The sequence below is a fragment of the Dactylosporangium sp. NBC_01737 genome (assembly GCF_035963215.1).
GTDB lineage: Bacteria > Actinomycetota > Actinomycetes > Mycobacteriales > Micromonosporaceae > Dactylosporangium.
The window spans coordinates 10036121-10056985 of sequence record NZ_CP109153.1; the positions used below are offsets into that span (position 1 = coordinate 10036121).

The following is a 20865-nucleotide window of genomic DNA, read 5'->3' on the forward strand; positions in this document are numbered from 1 at the left end:
CGGGAGTCATCGCGACCGGATTCAACGTCCCGCCGGGAACGTGACGGTCACCGTCAACAGCGGCGTGCAGCTCGTGGGGTAGGACGCCGCGGTGCGCATCGCCGGTCCGGTGACGTTCTCCGGTGCTCTGGCACCGACCGGCGACGCGCTGCTCGGATTCGGCGCCGGAACGCTCGGCGTGATCGCCGGGGAATCCTTAACCGGTGCCGCCATCGCGGTCAGCCAGATCGACTCCGTCTGACCAGTCCGGCTCGATCGGATCGCCTTCGACCCGGCTGAGCGGGACGGACAGAGGACGGGTTGGCGCAGGCGCTGCTTGCCCGGCACGGAGACGACCTGCGGTACTGCCCACCGGTCGGCCGACGGCGGCGGTTCCACAGCAAGGCCTTGTCCGCGTCGGGCGTTGCCGGCGTCACGCGACTCGCCCGCACCTCACCGGCCACCGTCGGACTCGACGCGCATCCGTATGACAGGTTTGGCCAGCTATCCGCAGATCCGGGTCAGAACGGATGATAGCTGCATTTAAGGCCGGTTTTAATCGAGCGGCGTAGGCGTTCACCGATCTCCGCGTCAACGTTGCAGATCCGGTCCAGAGCGCGCCAGATCGCCCGACTCACCGATAGCCGCGCACGTTCATCGTTGGTAACGAAGGAGCGCACATTGCCGCGCAGGCCAGCCGCCGCGGTGATCTCACGGACGAGCCAGGTGCGTTCGAGCCGCAACTGTTCGACCCGGCCGATGTCGTGCCGAACTTCGAACTCCTGGATCTCACTGTCGAGCTCCGACAGCCGTTGTTTGTAGGCCCGCTTCGCCGCGTCGTCCAACACGGGCTGCTCGGAGATCACGACACGCTTGTCCCCCGCAGCGTCGGGCGCCTGCACGCCCATCGCAAGCTCAACAGCGGGGATCTCATGACCGGGATTCCCGACGAGTGTTGCCAGGTAGACCATCCCCACGCTGTGCGGCACGACCGCCGACCGCCCGGTGACCGCAACCTCCCACTGCTGGCCGTGGCGATGCACGTCGGCGACCACCTTTTTGCGCTGCGCCGCCGCCACCGAAGGCCGCACCACCCCGGTCGCGGGGCCAGCAGCAGGCAGTGTCATGCCGAACGCCGCCGCGTCCTTCTCGGCGATCTCGATTTCGCGCGTCGCCCCAACCGTGTCGTCACCCTGTCGTCGCCGCAGCAACGCCGAGGCCAGGCGCCAGCGCGACAATGTCGCAGCAGGCAGGTGTCCGATACGGAGATTCCCCCGGACGGCCGACCGCAGATGCTCGATCGCACGGTCCGTCTCGCCGATCGTCAGCGAGGCGACGCCCAGCGCATGTTCGACCGAACCGAAACAGGTCACTCCGATGCTGGCCATCATCGGCAACGCACGATGTGGTTCAAGAATGTCATACGCCAGTGACGAGACTGCTTGATCACCGAGGAGGTTCGCCGCCTCGACCACGCCGTACATCGCCACCAGCCAACTGCTTGATCGTGCAACACGGGTGAGATCGGTCCCGGCAAGCCTGGCCAACGCTCCCGCGGCCTCGCGATGCTCACCCGCTGCGGCGGCCGCGACCGCGAGAGCACCGATGTGCGAATCGTCGGCCTCGCTGAGGGTCGGGGAAAACGCGAGATCACGAAGCATCGGCAGGAGCTCTGCGATCCGCCCCTGAAACCAGCGGATCGACACGAGCTGCCCCCCGTACCAGCCGGTCGCGTCGGCGTCGCCGGCGGCCCGCCCACGCTCGGCGGCGTCGGCGGCGGCGAGTTCGGCGGCGGCGAATCGACCCGCCCGGAGCGCTAGCATGACCTTGATCGATCTGACGACGTAGTCGACAGCGAGATGTTTCTGCTCTCCCAGCAGCCCACGCAGTTCCTCCAGACTGCGTTCCGCATGCGGGTCGGCGTCCAGAAAGAGATCAACGGTGCGCCAGAGCATCCCCATGAGCAGGTCACTTGGACGTTCTGTTTGAAAGCTCGCCGCGATGAGTTCGTCAGCGAGCCGTCGACGCAGAGCACCGTGGCCGGGTCCGAGTACGCAATGGTGGGCGAGGTTCGCCGTTTCGGCAAACGCAACCGGATCCCCTGATCTCCTGGCCTCCTCGACGATCGCCAGGATCGCGGCATGCCCACCGGACCGGTAGTCGGTCTCCCCGGCGAGGCGGGCCCGGATCCGCAGCGCAAGCGTCGACCCGGCGTCCACAACCGCCATGGCGCGACGCTGGCGCGACTCCATGAGGATCGCCAGCGCTGGTTTGCGGTACTCATGCACCCACAGACCGCCGAGGCCGATCGCGGCCAGGGCCATCGCGTCCGCGTCGCTCTCCCGCTCCGCCATCCGGTACGCCGCGTCAAACCAGTCTCGACTCGACGAAAGGTTCCCATCGATCCAAAGTGCCTCGTTCCCCCCGCGCAGGAGTGGCTCCACGGCGCGACCAGCAGCGGCCAAGGTCACTGTCGTCCGTCGCTTTACGGTGTTCACATGTCACCTGTCACGTGCTCGTCAAGGCGTGCGAAACTCAAATCCGGGCACTGCGGGTACACGCACCTCTACCGCACACCGGTTCAAGACGTGGCGACGCTCACGTGGTCGCCGTCCAGCAACATGGTGCCGCAGACCGTGAACAACACCTCCGATCACCGTTCTGCGCCTGGTGCACCTGGCGCCCGGCCGGTGGGAGGAAGCGGAGCGCGATGCCGAATGGCCATCGACGCCGAGCCCATCGCGCGCTGCCCGGCCCTCGTCACGGCGATCCCGTGAACGTTCCTGCCGCAGGGGTTGGCACTGCCCCTAGGATGACCTGCTGGCGGCCGCCGGCTGAGTGGCATGAGGCCGGTGTCTGGCAACGCCTGCACGAGGTGCTGCCGGCCGACTTGCGCGCCGCGGGCAAGCTCGACTGGTCCAAGGCGGTGATCGACGGCTCCACGTACGAGCGCTCAAGGACGGCCCAAAAACCGGCCTGGGCCCGGTCGACCGCGCCAAGACCGGCTCCAAACACCACGTCATCACCGACGGCGCGGGCATCCCACTCGCCATCGGCCTGACCGGCGGCAACCGCCACGACGTCACCCAACGTCAAGCGAACGTCGACGGCGATTCGCGGCCGGGTACGTCGACCGAGGATGAGCTGAGTTGATCGAGCTGGAGTTCCTCAACGTCGCGATAGGACAGGTTGAACCGCAGGTACCAGCGGTCCGCGACGACGATGACCTCGGGTGGGAACCAAAACCCGGCGAACGCCGATTTCGGAGACAGCCAAAGGCCAGTTCGGGTCGATGACTTCACTGCTCAAGTCTGCCCGACCTTGCCAGCGCTCAATGCAACGCCGCCGCACGACTCCTGAACATGATCTTCTGGCCTCGAGAACCTGAAGATCCGTCAGAAGTCGTGCGCGCCTGCTCTCCAACCGCTGGCATCGGCGGCTTCATGATGTAACGGGACAATACGAACAACGCCGTGGCCATGCCCTGCCCCACCGACCCGTCGCGGACGCCCACCCGGCATCCCGCGCCAGTCGGATCCAATCTGGAACCGTTACGCGTTCATCGTCATCTGATGCATTTGAGAGTGGCGGAAGCGTCGTAGCTCCTGAATTCGTTCAGATCGACAGACGAGTCGGTCTCTTCGCAGTTCCTGAGGGCGAATCCCGCATTTGTGGCCTTGGACTGGGCGCGGCTCAAGGCCGCGGAAAGGGCGGTCGTTGGTTTGGAGGCAGTGGCGGCTCCGGTGAAGAAACGTGTCTCGTTGACAGTCACTTCCCAGACAAAATATCTGGTGGTCGTCACGCCTGCGCCATCCGTGAGGGTATATGCCACATTGAAAACTCCGGGGACCGTCGGCGTGCCGGAGATTGCGCCGTTGGAGGTGAACGCCAATCCGGTGGGAAGGCCGGTGACGGACCACGTGTACGGCTGCAGGCCACCGGTTGCCTGCAGCTGATACGTTTGCAGGACGTCCATCTTGGTGAGGAAGTCCGGAACCAGACCGATCTGCAGCGAACTGGGGCCGAGAACCAGGGTATTGCGGAAACCGGGGGGTCCAGCGGGTGCAGCGGCGATCTGGTTCCAGACGAACGTCTTGGGTTCCTCCCAGAGTTTGATCGCCGCACTGGTGTCGCTGTTGTTGATGTCCCAGTCCCAGACTGTCCCGTCGGCGAGGACCACTCCGACGGTGGCGTAGTTCGCCGAGATCTGAGCCGCACGGTATACCCGCCCCGGGAAGGATGACGAGGGGTTCGCCCCGCCGTCGCCGAGATTCACACGCCTCGCGGTGCTGATCGTATCAATCGCCATAAAGGAATGGTCGTAGGTGTATGTCTCTTCACTCCCCGTAGGTCCATCGCCATAGGGAATCTCCATCAGGTCGTCCGGGTGCAAACCGGCCATGAACCCATTGCCGCCCCAAGCCCACACCGAACCGTCACCCCCGGCGATCGCATAACTCTCATGGAAACCGGCGGCGATTTGGGTGATCCCCTGGGGCAACCCCTGAATGCTGATGGGGTGCACGGCAGTTCCGGTGGGGAGTCCGTCGACCTTCAGATCGGAGGTGGCTTGGCCGTTCCTGGCGAAACCCCAGGCCCATGCCTTACCGGTCGAGTCCAGCGCCACCGCATGGTGGTAACCAGCAGCGACCTGGGTGGCGGCCGGCAGACCCGCCACCTGCACCGGGCCCAGCCCGCTGCGACCGTCTCCATCCCAGAGACCGCTTCCCCAGGCCCACACCTTGCCGTCCGCACCGAGAGCCATGCCGAATCCGTCGCCGGCCGAGACCTGAACGATGCCGCTGAGACCGGGCACCTGCGCCGGCGTGGTGTGATACGGATCGGTGGTCCCTGGCGGTGGTGCGCCGAACCCTAGCTGGGCAGCTGAGTTACTGCCCCAGGACCACACGGTGCCGTCCTTTTTGACGGCGAGGACGAACCGGTAGCCGGCGGAAACCTGCTTCACGTTGGTCAGCCCCGGCACCGTGCGCGGCGTGGTTTGCTGCGTTGTTGTCCCGTCCCCGAGTTGACCCTTGTCGTTGCTGCCCCACGCCCGGACAGTGGCGTCGCCCATGACAGCGACGTTCAGACCGCCCGTACCATCATCCACCGCGAACACGTCAACGCAGTGACATCCGCCATCCGCGTGGTTCGTGCTGGTGCTGATCACGTTGCCGTGGACGTCGAGTTTGCCCACCGCGACCTGAACGACATTGTCGCGCAATTCGGGAACCCAGGCGGCGTTCGTGTCTCCGGAACCGAGGTGGTCGAAAATCGAGACACCTCCCGGGAAAGATGACGCCGATGCCGGGCCGACACCCAAAGTGGCGAGCCCGATCGTGACGATGCCGCCCAACACTGCGAGGTACCGGGGCCTGAATCTGTTCATGTGCCTTCCCTAAATCCATAGGCGCCGGACGGACCCCTGGCATCCGAGGGCCACGACGCCGAACCAACGGTCTGCGACTTGCTCAAAACGGCGCCCGCCGCCGATGCCGGAGCAGCAAGCAAGGTGACCGCAGGCGCGATCACGCCGGTCAGAGCCAATTCAGCGAAGATGAATTGCCTGGCCGCCCACACGTGGCGGACAGCCAGGCGATTCGTGAATCTGGTCAACAGGTTCGGCTCGAGCACATCACCAGGTGTGCGACGTCGGGCATGCATGGGCGTCGCACGCGTCGCTGCCGGCCGCTCAGCTTCAGAAGCTTCCGCTCACTGTGCTGCTCGTCCCCTTGAGGACGTGGCCATCATCATCGATCCACCTGGCCTTGATGTAAATCTCGTCTCCGTCGGGAATGTCTTCGTCGAGCACGGTGCCCCGCTCGTAGAGGTTCACGATGGTCAGGTGGACACCGGTCGGAGTGCCCTGGAGCTGGCTGCCCGAATAGGTGACGGTGCCACTGAAGCCCGGCCTGGGGCAATCGGGAAGGAGATCATCGGCGATCGGGTCATCTCCCCAGCATTCGACTTCGATTCTGGCGCCGTTGTTGATGTAGCCCTGGGCGTCGAACTGGTTCATTGGAAGATGAACGTCGATCTGGTGCCGTATCAGGCCGGGGGTGGTGATTGATTGCGTCACGGTGATGATGGTCGCTGACTGAGCGGGGCCCTGCATCGCCACGACCGAGACCGCGGCGGCCAACCCGAGCACGGCGAGCAGTCTTCCAAGTCGTGTGAAGACCGGCTTCCTGGAGCGTTCCATGCGCTACTTCCTTCGATTGATTCGTCACGTCGACCTGGACCTGCCCCGTGGCGTCGTTAGCCTGACGGCCGACGGGAAGGCCGGTTCGACCTTCACCTGATCGGCGTTCCATCCCGTTCCATCACGTTCCGTCGCGCGCCTATCAACGGCGACTGGCCCTGCAGGGGCGCAGCACGGGCCGGTCTGGACCCTTCCGAAACAGCAGATCGCTCTCGGAACCTCCGGGTCCACAGTGGACGCACAGAGGAAGCGGTTGATCTGCGCTTCCTCAGGCCAGACGCCAGTCGATCAAGCGCGATGTGCTGGATTCGTGCCCAACGTGGACGTGGTCAGCCTGGATTGCGGCCATTGGATCCAGCAGGAGAAGCCCGAGGAAAACGAGCCAGGCGATGCTGAAGTGGCTGGACCAGCGGCAGGCCACCTAACCGGTCTGCACGACGCGGTCACCGGACGGCGGGTTGCGCAGCGCCTGGGTGGCCGGCACGTATGTCCACTGCTGACCGCCGGCGCCGGTGCAGTGGAACAGCTGCAGCTCGGTCCCGTTGCCGGTCTCGCCCGCAGCGGCGTCGAGGCACTTGCCAAGTGCAGGGTGCCGTCGCCCGGGCGGTCCACCGCTGGGTCCCGGTCCCGTTGCAGCCGTACCGCGGCGCAGGACTGCTCGGATGGCTCCGAAAGCGACAGGACCGCCGCACCGTCGAGACCCGCGCCGAGAGCGCGTATGTCGAGGCCATCTCGTCGTGTTGAGCTTCCTAGGCTGCTAGGTTGTATGTTCGAGGCCGCTTTGCCTCTGACAGACTGCAGCCCCGGCCGGTGCCGCCGACCGGCCCGCCGCCACGTCGTCGTCCACCGCGACGACCACGACGAACCAACCGCCAGGGCGTCCCGAGTGCCGACAAGATCCGGCCCGTCCCGACAAAGGTCCCGCTGGTCAACCGAGGAAGACGCGAGCCGCTCCACCAGCGGCCCAGATATCCGCATCGGCCTATCGGACACGCTCTATCAAGTGTCAGCGCTGAGCGACGCGCATACCCAGGCCAACCGTCGTGTCGCAGGCTCAGTCGACCTCGACCTGATCGCGCATCTGCCGGAGGCTGCGGAGCCGCCCGCCGAGGGCGTTGCCCGGGCCCACGAGATGCTGGAGCAGATCGCCGGTGCCGAATTCGCCACGACGTTCTCCGGCACGGACGTGCCGCTGATCGGAACCGGACGACGTGCACCGACCGACGCGGAGAAGGTCGATCTGGGCAGGCTGGTCGCGAAGATTCCGGCCATCCTTACATGATCTTCGCGATCTCCGCCGCTGACCGCCTCATACATCGCCCGTGCCGGCGCCGCGACCAAGCCTGACCCGCCGCACCGAACGGTCTTCGATCTTGCCATCGCGCACCGCCGGCGTCCGTCGTGTCGCCCGAGCACGGTGCCGCCGTTGCGTGCCGAGGTGCCTTTGCCGCAACGCAAGTGCGTCGCTAGTCGGGCGCAAGAGGTCCGCCGGAGGTTAAGGGCATCCCCGAGACGTTGGAGCGGACCATGACGATCACATCGACACACACGGAACCGGACCTGCGCGGCTTCCTGCTGGCGCACGCGGGCTTCCGGACCGAGTACGGCCGGCTCGCCGTCGCGGCCGGAGCGGTTCGCGATGCCGGGCACGCCGCGCTCATCGAGGACCAGCTGCGGATGGTCACCGACCATCTGGAACACCACCACGGCGACGAGGACGCCTGGATGTGGCCGTTGTTGCGCAGCCGGCAGCCGGGTGCCGTGGCCGCGCTCGACGCGCTGGAAGAGCAGCATGAGCACCTCGACCCGCTGCTGCGCCAGGTCCGCGACACCACTCGTGGCATGCCCGACCGGGTCGAGGCGATGGAGCAGCTGCACCGGCTCCTGAACATCCACCTCGACCAGGAGGAGCGCGACGCGGTGCCGATCCTGCGTGCGGTCGTGCTGCCCGACGAGTTCAAGGCCGCCGCCGACCGGGCGCTCGCGTCGGTGCCGAAGCGGCAGATCCCGGTGCTGTTCGGCTGGATGGCGAGCTGTGGTACCCCGGAACAGGTGGCATCGGTGCTGACCACGTTCCCGTTGCCGGTGCGGCTGCTGTTCCGGCTGGTGTGGTGGCCGGCGTACCGGCGGCGGTACAACAGCCTCTACGGCAGCGATCTGCGCCGGCACGCCGGTCGTTGACGGCGCAACCGGCAGCCGTGCGGGGACGGTCGGGCACTTGACGTCGCGGGCCCGGCATGCGGGCTTGACGAAGTGCGGGCGCGTGACAGGCTGTCGAGATGATCACGCCGTCCGTCCCGCACTTGTCCGTGCTGGGGCGGGTGGGCGCGTGGCGCGACGGGGTCGATCTGGATCTCGGTGGCCGCCGGCAGCGGGCGGTGCTGGCCCTGCTGATCGCAGCCCGCGGCCGGATCGTTCCGGCCGACCGGCTGATCGGCCTGGTCTGGCGCGACGAGCCACCGGCGCGGGCGTCGGGGGTCTTGCAGGCGTACGTGTCGCACCTGCGCCGGGCGTTGGAGCCGGACCGGCCGGCCCGCGATCGGACCGGGCTGATCGTGAGCGCGTCACCCGGTTACGCGGTGCGGGCGGAGGCGTTCACGGTCGACGCGTGGCAGTTCGAGGCGGTGGTCCGTGCGTGGACTCGCCCTGCGGTGCCCGCCGCGCCGGCCCGGGACGCGTTGAGCGCCGCGCTGCTGCTGTGGCACGGTACGCCGTACGGCGACTATGACGCGGAGCCGTGGGCGGTCGCCGAACGAGAGGGGCTGGAGGAGCTGCGGCTGGCCGGCCTGGAGGGGCTGGGCCGGGCCCGGCTCGAGTTGGGCGAGACGCACCAGGCGATCGCCGACCTGGAGGGGTTGCTCGCAGGGCATCCGCTGCGGGAAGAGGCGTGGCGGCTGCTGGCGCTCGCGCTGTACCGATCCGGGCGGCAGGGGGACGCGCTTGCCGCGTTGCGGCGGGCTCGCACCGCGCTCGCCGAGACCGTCGGGCTCGACCCTGGGCCGGGACTGCGGTCCCTTGAGGCCGACATCCTGGCCCAGGCGCCGCACCTGATGGTTCCGGCCCAGCCCGCTCACGTCGTGCACGACACGCCGCGCCCTGCCGGTGGCGTACCGCGCCGGGTCCTGGTCGGCCGGGACGCCGAGACGGCCGTGCTGCAGGCCGCCGCCCGGCAGGCCCGCACCGGCGCCGTCGTCGCGCTGGTGGAGGGTCCGGCCGGCAGCGGCAAGTCGTCGTTGCTCGAGGCGCTCACCGACCGGTTGCGTGCCGAAGGATGGGGCACCGCCTGGGGGCGCTGTCCCGAGGTGGACGGTGCTCCGGCCCTGTACCCGTGGGCGGCGCTGCTGGAGGCGCTCCCGGCGGACGCATGCGGGTCCGGGCACGACGTCGCACTCGATCCGCTGCGATCACCTGGCGCGCCGGGCGACGTGCCCGCGGACGGTGGCGATCCGGCCGCCCGCCGCTTCCTGCTGCACCGGGCGTTCACCCGCCGTCTCGCAGCCGCCGCCGCATCGGCTCCACTGCTGCTGGTCCTCGACGACGTGCACCGCGCCGACGACGCCAGCCTCGCCCTGCTGCGCGACCTCCTGCCGGACCTGCGGACCGCGCCGGTGCTGCTCGTTGCCACGTACCGGCCGGAAGAGGCACACGCCGCGCTGACCGGGGCGCTGGCGACCCTGGCCCGGCACGATCCGGTCCGGTTACGGGTCGGGCCGCTCGCGCCGGACGCCGTCGGCGAGCTCCTGCGCTGGCTCGCCGGCCGGCCGCTGTCGGTGCGGGAACTCGCCTCGGTGACCGCGCGCAGCGACGGCAACCCGTTCCACGTCAAGGAGTTGGGGCGGTTGCTGTCGGCTGGCGGCAACGTCGAGGAGGTGCCGACCGGCGTCCGGGACGTGGTGAGGCTGCGCACCTCCCGGCTCCCCGACCGGGCGGCCACCGTCCTGCGCCTCGCCGCCGTCATCGGCCGGGAGGTGCCGACCGAGGTGCTCCTGCGGGCCAGTGGCCTCACCGAGGACGAGGCGCTCGACGCCGTCGAGACCGCACTGGTCGGGGGCTTCCTGGACGCGGCCGCCCACGATCTGCGCTTCTCGCACGTGCTGGTCAGAGAGGCGCTCTACGCCGAGCTGTCCGCGCCTCGTCGGGCCCGGATGCACCACCTGGTCGCCTCGACGACGGAGGCGGTTGACCCGTCGGCGGTGTTCTCCCTGGCCCACCACTACCACCTGGCCGGCCCGGCACACGCGGCGTCGGCGGCCCGGTGGAGCGAGCTCGCGGCGGAGCAGGCAGAGAGCCGGCTGGCCTACGCGGAGGCCGCCCTGCTCTGGCGTCGCGCGGCAGACGCCGCGGCCGTCGCCGGTCGGCCCGCCGCCGGGCGCCTCGATCTGCTGCTCCGGCTCATCCGAACCCTTGCCTGGAGCGGCGACGTGGCCCGGGTCCGAGCCGTACGCGCCGAGGCCGTCGAACTGGCCGGTTCGACAGGCTCCGAGGCGATGCTCGTGGCCGCGCTCACCGCCTGGAGCGTCCCGAGCCCGTGGACCCAGCGGCACTACCTGGAGCTCGACCAGGCGCTCATCGACCTTGCCGAGCGCGCCCTGACCATGCCCGCGGCGGGCGACCCAGCGACCCGGTGCAGGCTGTTGTGCCTCCTCGTGGGCGAGGTCGACGGGGAGGGCGATCCACGCACCGTCGGCCGCGCCGACGAGGCCGTCCGCGCCGCCGAGCAGGCCGGCGATCCGCAACTGCTGACGTTGGCCCTCAACGCTCGGCTGCGCGCCCACTACGAGACCGACGACCTGACGCCCCGGCTGGCCGTCGCGCACCGGGTGGCCGAACTCGGCGAGTGGGCGCAGCTGCCGGCGACCGCGCTGCTCGGGCACCAGGCCGCCTTCGCCGCCCACGCAGGCCTGGCCGACCTGGTCGCGGCCCGGCGGCACCTCACGGCGCTGCAGGCGGTCGCCGAGCGACACCAGCTCGGCACCGGCACGGTCATGGTGCGCTGCGCCGACGCGCTGCTGTCAGCCCTGGACACAGACGACGCCGAGGCCCGGCGGTCCGTGTCGCGAATGGTCGAGGTGATGCGCGCCGCGGGCGAACACTCCGGCGACTCGCTGGGCGCACTGTGCCTGTTCATGCTCGACGAGGTGGCCGGCGTCGCGCACGATCCGGAGCAGATCCGAGGCTGGTACTCGGCGGTGCCGAGGTTGTCGCCGGAGTTCCTGGTGTGCGCATTGCGGCAGGCCGGACGCCCTGCCGAGGCGCGCGCGCTGTGGCGGCCCGACCAGCCGGTCCGGCACGACTTCCTGACGCTGACGATCTGGACGGTGCGCGCGCACAACGCCTTGGGGTTCGACGAGGCACCGGTGCTGGTTCGGTGCGCGGAGGCGCTCGCCCCGTATGCGGACCAGCTGGCCGGCGCCTCGTCGGGTGTGTTCACCCTCGAACCGGTCGCCGAGGTGCTCGCCCGGCTGGCAACCGCTCTCGGCGACCTGCCGGCAGCGCGCGAGCACTGGCAGCACGCGCTCGCCGTCGCGGAACAGGCCGGCGCCGCACACTTCGCCGCCCGGGCGCGCACGGCCCTCGCAAGTTAGCCGCTAGATCGGCACAACCGTCCGGCCCGACGCTCTCGAAGTCAGCGAATCACCGAGAGAAACGGCCCACCATGATGACGCTCACCGACGCCCGCATCCGCAACACCGAGTTGATCGCCCAGTACAACGCCCTGTTCGCGGCGAAGCGCTTCACCGACTGGTCGCTGTTGTTCCAGCCCGACTGCCGCTTCGAGGTCGCGTACCCGCTGCCGCCGCTCCCCGCCGTCCTGCGCGGACGCGACGAGCTGGTGGGGTTCATCGGCGCCCTGGCCGACGCCGTCGGCGACATCCGCATCGATCGTGAGTCGATGCACCAGACCGTCGACCCGGACGTCGTGATCACCGAGCACCGGCTGAACGTCGAACTGCTCAGCGGCGGCCTGTACCAGAACCAGTACATCAGCATCATCCGGCTGCGCGACGGGCTGATCGACGAGGTGCGCGAGTACTACGGCAGCATCGAACACGCGGCCTTCGTGGCGTCACTCGCCTGACGGCATCCGCCCGTGATCCGCGTCGACCGCCCGGGCGGCCCACGGGCAGGCGCGTGTCGGAACGCAGGCGCGTTGGTCCCCGGTGGTTGCCGGGGTGGGGAGCCGGCCGGTCTCCCGCGTTGACGCTTTGAGAGAAGCGCCTGGTCGCGGGGGCCGGCATGGGGCGCGAACGAAGCCGAACAGCGGCGTTGGTCGCTGGTTTGGGTGACCTCGGCGTTCGCGTCGAAGGTTGTGGCGGTCTACGGCGGTCCGTCAATGTTCGGTGCGACCGCAGAACAGCCGGAGAGGCGCCCGGCGCGCCAAAAGTTAGGCAACAGAGTCGCACAGGGTGCCATATGTGCGCGCCAGAGACGCGGCTGTCGGGTCATCCACCAGATGACTCGGGTACCTCAAGTGGCGCGGGCTGCTGTTCGTACTCGCCGAGGGCATGGCGGAGCCGGTGGTTGAGGTCGTTGATCGACTGGCGTAGGTCTCGTTCGGTCGCGCCAGATTCGAGAACTCCTGCCCGCTCGAGCCGGTCCCGAATCCGAGCCGACAAGCGCGGTGAGACCTCGCCGCCCATGAGCTCGCCTTCGATCACGGCAAGAATACCGATCAGCGCCGGCAGGTCCCGGGGGCCGAAGCTCTGACGAGCTGCAGCGCCCGACACGTTGGTGCTCATAATGCCAACGCTACGCGCGCCTGCATCGCGACGAGGGCGCGCGGGTCGCGGGATAGAAGGACGTTCTGCGTCTCGGTGCAGGATGTAGGAACGTCCCCTGATGCGCTTGTCGGGCTTGGTGTCTCATCACAGGAGCAGGACGTTCGTGGGTAACGGTAGCGGTGTGTCCCGTGGTGATCGCAACCGCAATGCGCGGCTCGCTCGGTTGTGGGTACTGGTTCCGGCCGTGAACGCGATCGTCGGCATCGATCTGGCAGATGGAAGCAGATGGTCGTGGTCACTGATCATGATTCGCAGGTGTTGGCACGCAAGACATTCCGGTGTCACGCCTGGGATCTGGGCACGGCGTTGGACTGAGCGGGGAAGCAGGCTGCGGCGAAGGGGTTCGCGGTGTACTCCGACTGGCAGCTGAGGCCACCGACCATGCCGGTTGTGATCAGGACCGCGCCGAGCGGGACGTAGCTGGCAGACCCGGTCAAGCTCGACCCGGTCGCCGATGAACTGCTCGACCACGTCGGTGTGCTGATCGGTCCACACGTACTGCCGGCGCTGGACTGTTGGGGGACGACCCGGCCATAGGCGTCGGCGGTGGTGTTGTGGACACCGCCTGCTCCCCTGGTCAGCCGCAGTCGGCGTCGTGTCCGTCGCGAGCACAGTCGTTCGTCGTGGCGCCCGCCTGGCTGCAGCGCGGGGTTCCCGGTGCCCGACAAGGCATGCCAGCTCCGAGCTAGCGTGCCGCGTCCGCTTGTTCCAGGAGCTCCGCGGTGGCCGCCCACAGGCGCCGCTCCCGATCGCGGTTGTGGGCGACCGGCTGCACCTCGGTCGGCTTCGTTTTCACCACGAACGCGCCGTCGCGCAAGTGCGACCACTTCTCGTCGACGGCCAATGCGGCCAGCAGCGGCCCCGAGCGTTGCGGGGTCGACACACCCGGAATGCGGCCCAGCGCGCGGCCGATCGCTTGGAACGCCTCGGGAGCACCGCGGCTCAGGGCGGTACCCGGCATCCAGCCGGGCTCAAACACCGACACGTTGATCCCGGCGCCGACGTGGCGCTGCAGCTCGTGGGCGTAGTACAGGATCGCGAGCTTCGCGTTGGAGTAGGCGATCCCGGACTCGGTCATGCCCGGGCTCGTATCGCCGCCGGCGGGACGGGCGAGCTCGACCGGGTCGGCCCACCTGGCCTCCGGCACGTGCAGCATCCGGCGCCACACGTTGGCGGCGTAGGTGTTCGAGCCGAGCAGCACGACCCGGGCCGGGGCCGTGAATGCGTCGAGCAGGTCGCCGATGAGCTGCGCGTGCGCCAGATAGTTGACGGCAAAGGTCATCTCGTAGCCGTCGGCGGACGCCTGGCGGGTGTCGACCGACATGGCGCCGGCGTTGCCGACCAGGGCGCGCAGCGGACGTACGGTGCCGGCGGCGAGCAGGTCGCGCACGGTGGCCGCGGCGGCGCGTACGTCGGACAGGCGCGACAGGTCGCAGCCGATCTCGCGGACCCGGGCGCCGCGTGCGCGGGCCTCGGCGGCGACCGTGGTCAGGTCCGGCCCGTGGCGGCCGACCAGCAGCAGGTCGGCGTGCCGCTCGGCCAGGGCGAGCGTCGCGTGGCGACCCAGGTTCCGCGTCGGGCCGGTGATCAGAACGGTTCCAGGTTCGGTGGAAGTCATGGCCTCAGCCTGCGGGCCCGGGGCAGCGTCAGGCAGTCGTGCGGTTTTCGTAGGACTGCCAGGACCAGGACAATCCCCGCGCGCTCGCGCAGACTGGACGGTGTGGAAGCGTGGGAGTTCGGCCGCACGGTGCGCCGCTGGCGGGACCGGGTGGCACCCGAGAACGTCGGCGTGCCCGTCGGGCGGCGTCGCCGCGCCAGCGGGCTGCGCCGCGAGGAGTTGGCTGCGCTCGCCGGCATCTCGGCCGACTACCTGACCCGGCTCGAACAGGGCCGCGCGACCGCGCCCTCGGCGCAAGTGGTGGAGTCCCTGGCCCGGGCACTACGCTTGGCCGACACCGAACGTGATCTGCTGTACCGATTGGCCGGGCACGCCGCACCGGGCCCGGACGTGGTGCCGTCCCGGGTCGCCCCGAGCGTGCAGCGGCTGCTCGACCGGCTCGCACACACCCCGGTGGTCGTCTACGACGCGAGCTGGACGCTGGTGCTGGCCAACGCGCCCTACGACGCACTGATGGGCGAGACGTCCACCTGGCGCGGCCTGGAACGCAACGCCGTCTGGCGCAACCTCGCCGGCCTGCCCACCCGGGTGGTGCACACCCCGACCGAGCAGGCCGACCATGAGGCCCGGCTGGTCGCCGACCTGCGCCTGACCGCGTCGCGCTATCCCGCCGACCACGCGCTGCGCCGGCTGACCGCCGAACTGGCCGACAAGAGCCCACGCTTCGCCGAGCTGTGGGACGCCGAACCCCCGCCGCTGACCGACCCGTCGAGGCACAAGGTCGTCGACCACCCGGCGGTCGGGCGCATCACCCTGGACTGCGACACGCTCGTCGTCGCACTGGACGATCTCCGCATCACGGTCTACACCGCCGAACCGGGCACCGAGGACGCCGAACGCCTCGCCCTCGCCCTGGCCCTCGGCACCCAGACACTTGTCGACCAGCCATCTCGCGTTAGATAGTGCGGCGTTTCCGACGGACGGGACACCCGCGCTCGGCCGTGCCGGCGGAGCGCCTGGAGGAAGATCCTGAGCTGCGGACACGCAGATGTACGCAGCCGATCAAGCCGCACATCCGAGGACACCGACGGTGGCGAGCCGGAGCACGTCAGCCGCGACATCGGGGCGGCATCGGCTGGACTGCGTGAGCATCGCGTCGGGGCGACAACGTCTCACAGGCTCTCCACGGACACCACTGACCCTGACCGCGGCACGAGACCAGCGGCTATGAGCGTGCACCGGGTGTGCGATCTGCTCAGGCGCGCAGCCGGTCCCATGCACCAGCCCACCGCTGGCGGGCACGGAACTCGTCCATGATGTGTGCCATCGCCGCCTCGTCGAGCGCCGTGACGATCACCGCGTACTGCTCGTCGGTCAGAGCCGGCCATGTTCCCACGTGATCCATCATGGACTGCAGGCCGCCGAGCCACGGCGCCCGGTCGGCGGCATGAACGGATGCCAAGATCGCTGATCATGTGATCGATGGTGTCTGGCGCGTTCGGGGATGCCGAGCAGGCTGGCGCCGCGCTGACGGTCCCGTTCCGCTGGCTCCGCTCAGCCCGCAGGACAACCCGGTCGAGCGGATCTGGGCCGCCCTGGTCGCATATCCGGCCAATACCGCCGCCGACTGGCACGACCACATTGACCAGGCTTGGGTGTTCCTCCGACCGTGGACCTCGACCGACGACCTGGCCACCGCAGGCCTGTGGAGCTCACCGTGGCTGCCACCCAGTTCCGTGCGGAACCTCATGCAGACTGCTCAGCCCGGGCGGTGTCCCCATGCCGAGATCAGCGGCGCGAGGGTGAGGTCGAGCTCGCCAGCGTCGACGGCGGCCAGGTGGGCGTCGATCTCGGCGTCGTTGGCCAGCCCTGCGGCGAGCAATTCGGCGCGGACCATGCGCACCGTCGCGGTCTCCAGCCGGTCGCAGGCCGCCCCGCCGACTGGGAAGCAGCCGGAAGCTGTGACATCGACCAGGCCGGCTGCACGCAGCGCCCGCGGCAGCGTACGGCCGTAGCGCAGGTCGGCGCCGCGGCGGGTCATCAACTCCCGGACAGCGCGCCGCAGCCGGTTGGCGCGCTGCTGTGCTGGGCCGACCTCGTCGAGGCAGGCCAGCGGCTGCAGCTCGGTGTCGGCGTCCTCGACCAGTAGCCAACCGCCGGGCCGCAGCGCCGCCACCATCGTCGCCAACGCCTGGTCACGGTCGGGGACATGAACGAGTACGAGCCGGGCGTGTACCAGGTCAAATGTGCCTGGCTGTGGCGGCGGGTCCCCGACGATGTCGTGCTGGAGCACCTCGTACCCGCCGTGCGGGTCCAACCAGGCCGGATTGATGTCCGTGGCCAGCACGTAACCGGTTGGTCCGACGGCCGTGGTGAGCGCCTCGGGAATGCTGGGGCCTCCGGCGCCGACTTCCCAGCAGCGCCAGCCCGCCCTCACTCCGAGCTGGTCGAAGTGCCCGCGCGTGACACCGTCGAACAGCATGGCCAGCCAGGTGAACCGCTCGCCTGCCTCCACCCGGGCGTTGTCGAGCAGGTAGCGGTGATCCGGGGAAGACTCGGGGACGTCCGGCGATGGGGGCCTGGACCGCGCGCCAGCAGCGTTCACCGGCCCGCCCACGGTCTCGTCCGGCTCGGGCCTGGGGTCGACGACGGGCTGTGATGAACTCACGCCCACATCCTCGCGCCCGACCGCGTGCCGTGTCAGCGCGACACCGGATGAAACTCGACACAGCTTGGCTCCAGCCAACCAGGCCGACCCCTCACCCTCAACACGATCGCCGGCTCATCCGGGACCTCCGCGTTCCCGACGCTCCCGGCCGCCTGGCCGCACTGCGCCAACCCCTGCTCCAGGCCCGCCATGAGGCGCACCCCTGCGGCGGTCCGCAGCAGTCAGCTCAGTGCCCGCCCCCGCCTCCGATCACACCGCCAGCAGATCGCCGGTACCAGCCGCGGTGTCCAACACGAAGGCCTCCATCTCGTGCAGCAGCGTCCGCAGGTCCGGCAGCGACAGGGCGTGGGTGTCGACATCGGCCGTCATCCGCACGACGTCATCCGGTGCGTCCTCGACGATGACCATGAGTTTCGGTCCGAGGAACCGCAGCGGCTCCTGCGACAGCACCCGGGTCTCGGCTCGCGCGGCCCGCGGGTCGGCGGCGACGGGACTGGGCCTCCGCGGGCCGCGCCGGTCGTTGTACAGGCAGGTCAGGTCGAGGTGCTCACCCCGGTCCCGGCTGACCCGCTCGGTGAGCGCGGCCCTGGCGGCGGGGTCGTAGTAGGCGTACTTCGATGCGCGCATCGACGCCGTCCCGGCCCGGGCGACGGCCTCCTCGGCGGTGACCCCGGCGACGTCCAGGACGCACAGCCCGTCCTGGGTGATGGGGCTGACCACCTCACGCAGCGCGGGCCGGAACCGGTTGCTGATGATCCCGATCGCGACGAACGGGCCACTGCCGGGCCGCAGCCGCTCCAGCCCGACGGCGAACGCGGCGAGCAGCACCCACGCCGGGTCGGCGCCGAGCCGGGCCGACACCAGGTCGGAGGCCAGGTGCATGGCCCGGGACTGCCATCGCAGCCGGGCGTACCTCGGCTCGCCCTCGTGGTCGGCGGGGCCGGCGGGCGGGCCGAACAGGGACGCGGGGATGGTGCGCAGGTGCGACTCCCAATAGCGCATCGCCGCGGCGGTCTGCCGGGCCGCCGACGGCTCCTGCTGCAGGCGGGCCAGGTCGAGGGGCTGAAGCGCCACCGGGCCGGCCGACTCCCCGGTGACCGGGTCCCGCCCGGCGAGCTCGCGCATCATGACCGCGACCCCGCCGAGGTCCGCAGCGATGTGACACATGAGGGCAACGACGTGGGTGACGGCGCCGCCGTGGCGCACCACGCCCATGCGCAGCGGCCACTCGGCCGCGTCGTCGAACCGGTGTGCCCGCCACCGCGTCGCGAGGTCCTCGGCGACCGCCGCCGGGTCGTCGTCGCCGGCGGTGTCGTGGACCTCCAGGACGGTCTCGCCGGCGCCGAACACCTCCTGGGTCACTGTCCCGTCGGCGGCGAAGCGCAGCCGGGTACGCATCGCGGCGTACCGGCACATGAAGAACCGCAGCTCCCCGGCGTAGTCCTGGACGGTCCGCCCGTCGGTGGCCGGGACCGCGCCGCCCATGCTCATCGACGAGCCGCTCTCCACCATGGCCGCCCACACCTGCCGCTGTCCCCACGTGAGGGGTCCGATCCCGGCGCCGGGCCCTTCGAACGGGACGACGATCCGCTCCACCATGTTGGTCTGCTCCCAGCCCGCGAGATCCATCCCCCATGCATTGGCGTGGATGTTGACACAAGTGGAACGTGCCGGGATCCGCCGTTCGGTGACTGTTCACCGACCGTGCGTCACAGGATTTCGTGCTCCGCCTAGGCCATCAGCTCCACGGAGTCGTCGCGGCCGAACCATTGCTCGCACAGGAGCAGTCAGCGGTCGGGCGGACATTCGCTGTGTTCGGGGTGATCGTTTGGGCTGCTGCCGTGCTGCAGGCGCGGCGTTCCCAGGTACGGCGGGCTGTGCCGACTTGTCACGGGCGCTTGACGTCAACCGCCGCGTCGGGACGATGGTGGCGTCAGCGCACTGCGGATCTTCCCCGGTCGGGCGCGAACGTAGAGGCGCCGGCGCGGTCAGCACCAGCATTGGCGCCAGCAGCGCCAGGACGGTGAGGAATCGTCGCAACATGCCCGAAACCGCATGGACTCCCAGCGATGATCCCGAAGCCGTTTCGAAACGCTCCGTTCACAGGAAACTTTTCGAAACCGGACGCGAGTGACGATCGGAGTTTCGGCGGCGAATCCTCCACCCGCACGATTGAAGATCGACGAACAGCCGATCCGTCCGCCCGATCGTGGATGGCGGGGGTGACGGCGCTGCGTCATGCTGAGGGCACGCACCGCAAGGGGGACCCATGCCGCGATCGATGGCTCACCTCAGGATCGCCCCGGTTCGCGCCGTGCTGCTGGCCGCGGTGCTGGCCGTCGACGCGGCTGCGATCGCGTTCGTCGGCAACGACGGGTGGCAGCTGTTCGCCGCCGCGCTGCTCGGCTGCCTCGCCGGCGTCGCCGGACCCGCCGTCGTCACCCGCGACGTGGGCCGCCCGGCGGGCTACGTACCGCCGTCGAACCTGCCGCCGCCGCCGACCCACATCGCCGGCCGGGAGACCGAGGGCGCCGACCTGCGGGCCTACCTCGAGGACACCGGCCAGCCGTTCCGGATCGCCAACCTGCACGGCGTCGCCGGCATCGGCAAGACGGCCCTGGCCGTGCACACCGCGCACCTCGCCGCGCCGAAGTTCGAGGCCGGCGAGCTCTTCGCCCGGTTCCTGCCGGAGACCACGCCCCGCGACGCCGTCGACGCGATCCGGCGCCGGTTCATCGCCGCCCTCAGCCCGACCGGCACCACCATCCCCCGGCAACGGTGGCGGCAGATCGTCGCGTACCGCCGGCTGGTCCGGCGGTTGCACGAGGACAACCAGCTGCTGATCGTCCTCGACGACGTCACCGACGCCGCGCTGGTCAGGCCCCTGCTGCCGCGGACCCGCCACTGCGCCGTGGTCATCACCTCCCGCGACCGCCTCGACGGCCTGCCCGGACGGGAGTTCCCGCTCGGCCGGCTCGACGACGCCGCGGCCCTGCAGATGCTCGGCGCGATCGTCGGCCGCGACCGGGTCAGGGACGAGCCGGTCGCCGCCGAGCACCTGGTGCGGGCCGCCGCCCGGCACCCGCTGGCGATCCAGCTGGTCGGCATGGCGCTCGCCAACCGGCCGAACGGCAGGCTCGACGTCGCGCTGTGGCGAATGATCCGCGGCGGCGAGAACCGCGAGGGCACCTTCGACAACGCCCTCGACCTCGCGTACAGCATGCTCACCAGCGCCGAGCAGGGTGCCCTCGCCGCGCTCGGGCTGCTCGAACGGCGCAACTTCGCACACTGGGAGCTCGCGGCGCTGCTCGGCAAGCAGGACCAGGACGGCGAGGCGTTCGAGTACTCGCTGCGGCTCGCCGGCGTCGGCCTGCTGGAGCGCAGCAGCGCCGACGCGGTCGGGGTGCAGGAGTTCCGGCTGCTGGAACACGTCGAGCGCTACGCCCGGCAGCGCGCCGCCGGCCGGTACAGCGACAGCGAACGCCGCGAGGCGACGGACCGGCTGCACGCGGCCCGGCGGCGACGCAGCACGCAGCAGGTGGAGCTCGCCGGGGTCTTCGAACGCGAGCAGCAGACCCTCGACGCCGGCAACATCTCCCGCGCGTTCAAGAACACC

14 protein-coding genes and 2 pseudogenes are annotated in these 20865 nt (G+C 69.8%); 7 read left to right on the plus strand and 9 right to left on the minus strand.

The features are described from left to right. Positions 1–91: 91 nt before the first annotated feature. On the plus strand, positions 92–241 hold the full coding sequence (locus tag OHA72_RS46070; RefSeq protein ID WP_327002431.1) for a hypothetical protein: 150 nt from the start codon (positions 92–94) through the stop codon (positions 239–241). A 259-nt stretch (positions 242–500) separates the two neighbouring features. On the opposite strand, the gene OHA72_RS46075 is transcribed toward OHA72_RS46070, so the two are convergent. The 4 genes and pseudogenes from OHA72_RS46075 to OHA72_RS46095 form a co-directional block, all read right to left on the minus strand. Further along, positions 501–2333, minus strand: a complete 1833-nt coding sequence (locus OHA72_RS46075) for a hypothetical protein (protein WP_327002432.1) — start codon at positions 2331–2333, stop codon at positions 501–503. An 807-nt stretch (positions 2334–3140) separates the two neighbouring features. Beyond that, positions 3141–3251, minus strand: a pseudogene (locus OHA72_RS46085) (IS6 family transposase); the annotation flags it as partial. 293 nt (positions 3252–3544) lie between these two features. Next, positions 3545–5368 carry a putative Ig domain-containing protein gene (locus tag OHA72_RS46090; protein WP_327002433.1) on the minus strand — a complete coding sequence of 608 codons (1824 nt, stop codon included), beginning with the start codon at positions 5366–5368 and terminating at the stop codon, positions 3545–3547. A gap of 309 nt (positions 5369–5677) precedes the next feature. After that, entirely contained in the window at positions 5678–6181 is a 504-nt protein-coding gene (locus OHA72_RS46095; RefSeq protein ID WP_327002434.1) for a hypothetical protein, read from the minus strand. A 1003-nt stretch (positions 6182–7184) separates the two neighbouring features. Between OHA72_RS46095 and OHA72_RS46100 the strand changes: the two genes are divergently transcribed. The 4 genes from OHA72_RS46100 (at position 7185) to OHA72_RS46115 (ending at position 12260) form a co-directional block, all read left to right on the plus strand. After that, on the plus strand, positions 7185–7463 hold the full coding sequence (locus tag OHA72_RS46100; protein WP_327002435.1) for a hypothetical protein: 279 nt from the start codon (positions 7185–7187) through the stop codon (positions 7461–7463). Between the two features lie 245 nt (positions 7464–7708). Then, the gene (locus OHA72_RS46105) at positions 7709–8362 is read left to right on the plus strand and encodes a hemerythrin domain-containing protein (protein ID WP_327002436.1); all 654 of its coding nucleotides are present in this window, start codon (positions 7709–7711) and stop codon (positions 8360–8362) included. Between the two features lie 98 nt (positions 8363–8460). Beyond that, complete coding sequence (locus OHA72_RS46110) at positions 8461–11766, plus strand: ATP-binding protein (protein WP_327002437.1); 3306 nt, start codon at positions 8461–8463, stop codon at positions 11764–11766. A gap of 71 nt (positions 11767–11837) precedes the next feature. Continuing rightward, positions 11838–12260 carry a nuclear transport factor 2 family protein gene (locus OHA72_RS46115; protein WP_327002438.1) on the plus strand — a complete coding sequence of 141 codons (423 nt, stop codon included), beginning with the start codon at positions 11838–11840 and terminating at the stop codon, positions 12258–12260. 364 nt (positions 12261–12624) lie between these two features. Here OHA72_RS46115 and OHA72_RS46120 read toward each other — a convergent pair whose 3' ends face one another. Then, on the minus strand, positions 12625–12921 hold the full coding sequence (locus OHA72_RS46120) for a hypothetical protein (protein ID WP_327002439.1): 297 nt from the start codon (positions 12919–12921) through the stop codon (positions 12625–12627). A 727-nt stretch (positions 12922–13648) separates the two neighbouring features. Next, a complete protein-coding gene (locus OHA72_RS46125) occupies positions 13649–14581 on the minus strand; it encodes an SDR family NAD(P)-dependent oxidoreductase (RefSeq protein ID WP_327002440.1) in 933 nt (310 codons plus the stop codon). A 102-nt stretch (positions 14582–14683) separates the two neighbouring features. Between OHA72_RS46125 and OHA72_RS46130 the strand changes: the two genes are divergently transcribed. Beyond that, positions 14684–15544 (plus strand): helix-turn-helix transcriptional regulator, encoded by an 861-nt coding sequence (locus OHA72_RS46130; protein ID WP_327002441.1) that lies wholly within the window; start codon positions 14684–14686, stop codon positions 15542–15544. Positions 15545–15836: 292 nt separating this feature from the next. Here OHA72_RS46130 and OHA72_RS46135 read toward each other — a convergent pair whose 3' ends face one another. From OHA72_RS46135 to OHA72_RS46150, 3 genes are all read right to left on the minus strand, one after another. Further along, entirely contained in the window at positions 15837–16043 is a 207-nt protein-coding gene (locus OHA72_RS46135; RefSeq protein WP_327002442.1) for a hypothetical protein, read from the minus strand. Positions 16044–16340: 297 nt separating this feature from the next. Next, positions 16341–17198: a methyltransferase domain-containing protein gene (locus OHA72_RS46145; protein ID WP_327002443.1), complete on the minus strand. Its 858-nt coding sequence runs from the start codon at positions 17196–17198 to the stop codon at positions 16341–16343. Between the two features lie 300 nt (positions 17199–17498). Then, the gene (locus tag OHA72_RS46150) at positions 17499–18878 is read right to left on the minus strand and encodes a condensation domain-containing protein (protein WP_327002444.1); all 1380 of its coding nucleotides are present in this window, start codon (positions 18876–18878) and stop codon (positions 17499–17501) included. Between the two features lie 652 nt (positions 18879–19530). Between OHA72_RS46150 and OHA72_RS65150 the strand changes: the two are divergent. Next, positions 19531–20313, plus strand: a pseudogene (locus OHA72_RS65150) (AAA family ATPase); the annotation flags it as partial. Between the last annotated feature and the right edge of the window lie 552 nt (positions 20314–20865).

Excerpts from the sequence above, each read along its gene's own strand:
- OHA72_RS46075 (WP_327002432.1), bottom strand. The coding sequence starts at position 2,333 with ATGGCGGAGCGGGAGAGCGACGCGGACGCGATGGCCCTGGCCGCGATC.
- OHA72_RS46090 (WP_327002433.1), bottom strand. The coding sequence starts at position 5,368 with ATGAACAGATTCAGGCCCCGGTACCTCGCAGTGTTGGGCGGCATCGTC.
- OHA72_RS46095 (WP_327002434.1), bottom strand. The coding sequence starts at position 6,181 with ATGGAACGCTCCAGGAAGCCGGTCTTCACACGACTTGGAAGACTGCTC.
- OHA72_RS46105 (WP_327002436.1), top strand. The coding sequence starts at position 7,709 with ATGACGATCACATCGACACACACGGAACCGGACCTGCGCGGCTTCCTG.
- OHA72_RS46110 (WP_327002437.1), top strand. The coding sequence starts at position 8,461 with ATGATCACGCCGTCCGTCCCGCACTTGTCCGTGCTGGGGCGGGTGGGC.
- OHA72_RS46115 (WP_327002438.1), top strand. The coding sequence starts at position 11,838 with ATGATGACGCTCACCGACGCCCGCATCCGCAACACCGAGTTGATCGCC.
- OHA72_RS46120 (WP_327002439.1), bottom strand. The coding sequence starts at position 12,921 with ATGAGCACCAACGTGTCGGGCGCTGCAGCTCGTCAGAGCTTCGGCCCC.
- OHA72_RS46125 (WP_327002440.1), bottom strand. The coding sequence starts at position 14,581 with ATGACTTCCACCGAACCTGGAACCGTTCTGATCACCGGCCCGACGCGG.
- OHA72_RS46150 (WP_327002444.1), bottom strand. The coding sequence starts at position 18,878 with ATGGATCTCGCGGGCTGGGAGCAGACCAACATGGTGGAGCGGATCGTC.